We start from the raw sequence: 4407 nt of genomic DNA on the forward strand, positions 1-4407 counted from the left end.
TGCTATACCTAAAATTAGACTAAGAAAAATATATTTGAATTTATAGAAACTTAGGTACTTCAGTTGTTAACTTGAACATAAAAAAAGAGGCATTTCATAACTGATAAATCAGTTATGAAACAGCCCCTACTATCTAGGAATAAAGCCAACCTTTTTATATACTTTTCTCAATGTTCTTCTAGCTACTCTCTCTGCTTTTTCTGCCCCTCCTCTAGATACTTCCTCTAGATAATCTTTGTTCTTCATATAATCATCATATTTTTCTTGAAGAGGTCTTAAACCTTCTATAATTACTTCAGCTAAATCTTTCTTAAACTGTCCATATCCAGTACCTTCATATTTGCTTTCAATTTCTTCAATAGAATTTCCACTAAAAGCAGAATATATATTTATTAAGTTTTTAACTCCTGGTTGTTCATCACTATATTTAACCTGACCTAAGGAATCCGTTACTGCCCTTTTTATCTTCCTGTTTATAATATCTGGACTATCTAATAAAAGAATATATCCATTTTCGTTGTCATCAGACTTAGACATTTTACTTTCTGGATTTTGAAGACTCATAATCCTTGCTCCTACCTTTTTAATCAATGGATCTGGAACTTTAAATGTTTCACTATATCTGTTATTAAACCTTTCAGCTAAATCCCTTGCTAACTCTAAATGTTGCTTTTGATCTTCTCCTACAGGCACTAAATCTGTCTGATATAAAAGTATATCAGAAGCCATCAATACAGGATAGGTAAATAGGCCTGCATTTAAATTTTCTTCACTTCTTTTAGACTTCTCTTTAAACTGTGTCATTCTACTAAGTTGTCCCATATAAGACATTGTATTCAATACCCAAGTAAGTTCAGTATGAGCACTAACATGGGATTGAATAAATATAGTGGATTTTTCTGGATCCAACCCACTAGCTAAATATAGTGCAAGTAAATCTAAAGTATTCTTTCTTAAATCCTTTGGCACTTGTGGTACAGTTATAGCATGAAGATCGACTATAGAATAAAAACAATTATAATCATCTTGGAGATCTATCCAATTTCTAATAGATCCTATATAATTTCCAATAGTTAATGCTCCCGAAGGTTGTACTCCACTAAATACCGTCTTTTTCTCTTCCATAAAAAAACCTCCCAATTCTAATTTATATAAATAAAAAAACCTTCCATCTCAAAAAGAGACGAAAGGTAGCTTCCGTGGTACCACTCCAGTTGGCTAATAAGCCCACTCTAATCTTTAACGGTGATAAGCCGTAAAATCCTACTTTATTTCAGATTTCATCTCCCAAGTCCATTCAATATAAGAGTATCACTAAGTTTCCACTACCCTTAGCTCCCTATAGACCTTTCTTATATCTACTACTCTTGGTCATAGATTTCATATTTACCTATTATTATACATTATATATAACTTTTTAAAAAAGTAAATAGTATTATTTGTATTTTAATCTAATACTAAACTTAATATATAAGCATATGATAATGGATTTTTACTTATTTCTTCTCCAAAAACGTATAAGATTTCCTCAGCCCTATCTTTCAAACTTTTATTACCTGTTATTTTAAACAATTTCATCATATTCAAAGCAGCTATAGAATTTCCTGAAGGAATTGCTCCATCATATATACTCTTAGGCCTTATGACAAGCTTCTCTCCATCACCACCAGATAAAAACAATCCCCCGTTTTTATCATCCCAAAACAATTCTAACATATCTCCATTTAACTCTAAGGCCTTTTCAAGATAGCTTTCATTCTTTGTTGACTCATATAATTCAATAAGCCCCCATGTAAAGAAAGTATAATCTGGTAGTAGTCCTAAGTTATAACCTTCCCCTTTAGAGTAAGTAGATAGAAGCCTTCCATCTTCCCTAGATAAGTTTTTTAATATAAAATTACAAGCCTTCTCTGCCCTATTTATATACTCTTCTTTTTTTAAAAGCCTACCACTATAAGCGAGAGAGGCAATCATAAGTCCATTCCAAGAAGTAAGAATCTTTTCATCCCTATGAGGATGAACCCTTTTCTCTCTATAGTTAAATAGCTTTTGTCTAATACCTTCTACCCTTTCAAAAGTTCCTTCATCTATAAAATATAAGTCCTTCCCTATTAAGTTAGGAATATTTTTCCCTTCAAAATTGCCTAATTTAGTTATATCATAGAAACTAGAAATAAATTCTCCATCCTTTTCTCCTAGTACATCAATTATTTCATTATAATCCCAAACATAAAACTTTCCTTCTACCCCTTCTGAATCTGCATCTAATGCGGAGTAAAATCCTCCATTTTCTGAAGTCATATCTCTAAATACAAATTCATATATTTTCTCAGCTATTTCTTTATACATTAGTTCTCTAGTTATTCCATAAGTTTTTGAATAAGCTATTCCCAGTAATGCATTATCATAAAGCATTTTTTCAAAATGGGGAACAAGCCATTTTTCATCTACAGAATATCTGCAAAATCCAAATCCTACATGGTCGAATATTCCGCCTTTATACATACTATCTAAAGTAACTTTAGCTATATAAATAGATTCATTATCATTATTTCTTACTCCATAGTCTAATAATAAAAATATATTTTGGGGTATAGGAAATTTAGGTCTTCTTCCAAAACCTCCATATATTCTATCGAAAGTATTTTTCAATTCTTCAATTGCTTCCTCTGGTTCTGCTTTTCCTACTTTTCCCTCTGAATATGTAAGATAAGAATTTTCTATTGCATTTAATATACGATTACTTTCTTCAATTAACTCATCCTTACTTTCCCTCCATAAATCATTCATTTTATTCAATATTTCAATTAACCCAGTATATCTATAGCTTGATTTTTTAGGAAAATAGGTTCCAGTATAAAAAGGCTTCCCATTGGGAGTGGTAAATACATTAAGTGGCCAACCTCCACTACCTGTTAATGCTTGGGCAAAAGTCATATATACTTCATCAATATCTGGTCTCTCTTCCCTATCCACTTTTATAGGTATAAAATATTTATTTAAAAGTTCTGCTACTTCTTCATCTTCAAAAGATTCTTCAGCCATCACATGACACCAATGGCAAGTAGAATAACCTATAGATAAGAATATAGGTTTGTCTTCTTTTCTAGCCTTTTCAAAAGCTTCATCTCCCCATGGATACCATTGTACTGGATTGTATGCATGTTGAAGTAAGTATGGAGACTTTTCATAAATTAATTTATTTGGAGTACTATTATTATTTACATTCACAAAATCAGATCCCTTCCTTATATCCTGTTATATAGATTCTACCCATGATAGTAGGGAGATATGCTAAAAATAATATTTTTTCAACTTGACTTTCTAACTATATTGTATTAAACTAGTGTAAAATAAGGATAAATTCAATGCGTAGAAATAGTAATTAACTAAGTGAGATTTCAGCGAGTCGGGGATAGTGAAAGCCTGATATTAGCTTGTTAATGAATGGGTCTACAAGAAACTTGATGAAATGAAAAGTTCAGAGTAGTCAATGTCGGGGATTTCCCGTTATAGGAATAGGATATCAAATCGTAAGATTTCGTATCTGTAGAGAAGGGCTGTCAAATGATAGCCTAAAGGTGGTACCACGAAAATATGTCTTTCGTCCTTTTTACAAGGATGAAGGACTTTTTTTATACAATTTATTAATTAGAAAATGAAGGTGGTGAGTAGTATGTTGTGAACTGAAGAAAGTGACTGGAAATATAAAAGAATAGAACAAAATAAGGAGGATATTATTATGAAATTGAAAAACAATATTTTCACAGCATTACTATTAACCATAGGATTTATTTTGCATCAGATTACACCTGGTATATTAGGAGGAATGAAATTTGACTTTTTATTGTCATTCATCTTCATATCCATATTTTTAAATAGTACGTTTAGGAATACTATGCTAACAGCATTATTAGGTGGTATACTTTCTGCTATGACTACCACCTTTCCAGGGGGACAAATACCTAATTTAATTGACAAATTAGTTACATGCTTAATTTTATTTATCATTATTAAAGGTATTCAGCATTTTAAACTCAATTCTTTTATAGTAGCTCTGATTAGTGGATTAGGAACTTTTATAAGTGGAACAACATTTCTAATATCTGCCCTTTTAATTACTGGATTGCCTGTGCCATTGAAAGTTTTAATGATAACTGTAGTTCTACCTACTATACTAATCAATGGAGTAGGAACTGCTTTTCTTTATGGAATAATAAAAAGAGCATTAAAACTATCGGGAGTTACTGTAGATAATTTCAATGCTTGATTATATAGATTAGATAGGCTATACTAAATAGGACAACTAAATTCCGAACAATGATATAATATAAAATATAAAGAATTGGGAGGAATTAAAATGGCAAAAAGGTATACGGAAGATTTCAAAAAACAAATAGTTAGCCT

3 protein-coding genes and 2 other annotated features are annotated in these 4407 nt (G+C 31.0%); of the genes, 1 reads left to right on the forward strand and 2 read right to left on the reverse strand.

Annotated elements, in window-relative coordinates; all coding sequences use genetic code 11:
* Nucleotides 1–129: 129 nt before the first annotated feature.
* The gene (gene trpS / locus FYJ27_RS12470; RefSeq protein ID WP_154485120.1) at nt 130–1125 is read right to left on the reverse strand and encodes a tryptophan--tRNA ligase; all 996 of its coding nucleotides are present in this window, start codon (nt 1123–1125) and stop codon (nt 130–132) included.
* Between the two features lie 51 nt (nt 1126–1176).
* Nucleotides 1177–1384, reverse strand: a binding site (T-box leader).
* Nucleotides 1385–1446: 62 nt separating this feature from the next.
* The gene (locus FYJ27_RS12475; protein ID WP_154485121.1) at nt 1447–3231 is read right to left on the reverse strand and encodes a thioredoxin domain-containing protein; all 1785 of its coding nucleotides are present in this window, start codon (nt 3229–3231) and stop codon (nt 1447–1449) included.
* A 128-nt stretch (nt 3232–3359) separates the two neighbouring features.
* Nucleotides 3360–3615 (forward strand) — a binding site (T-box leader).
* Nucleotides 3616–3742: 127 nt separating this feature from the next.
* Between FYJ27_RS12475 and FYJ27_RS12480 the strand changes: the two genes are divergently transcribed.
* Nucleotides 3743–4270 (forward strand): tryptophan transporter, encoded by a 528-nt coding sequence (locus FYJ27_RS12480; protein ID WP_154485122.1) that lies wholly within the window; start codon nt 3743–3745, stop codon nt 4268–4270.
* Nucleotides 4271–4407: the final 137 nt, after the last annotated feature.

The sequence above is a fragment of the Anaerosalibacter bizertensis genome, assembly GCF_009696605.1.
Lineage (GTDB): Bacteria > Bacillota > Clostridia > Tissierellales > Sporanaerobacteraceae > Anaerosalibacter > Anaerosalibacter bizertensis.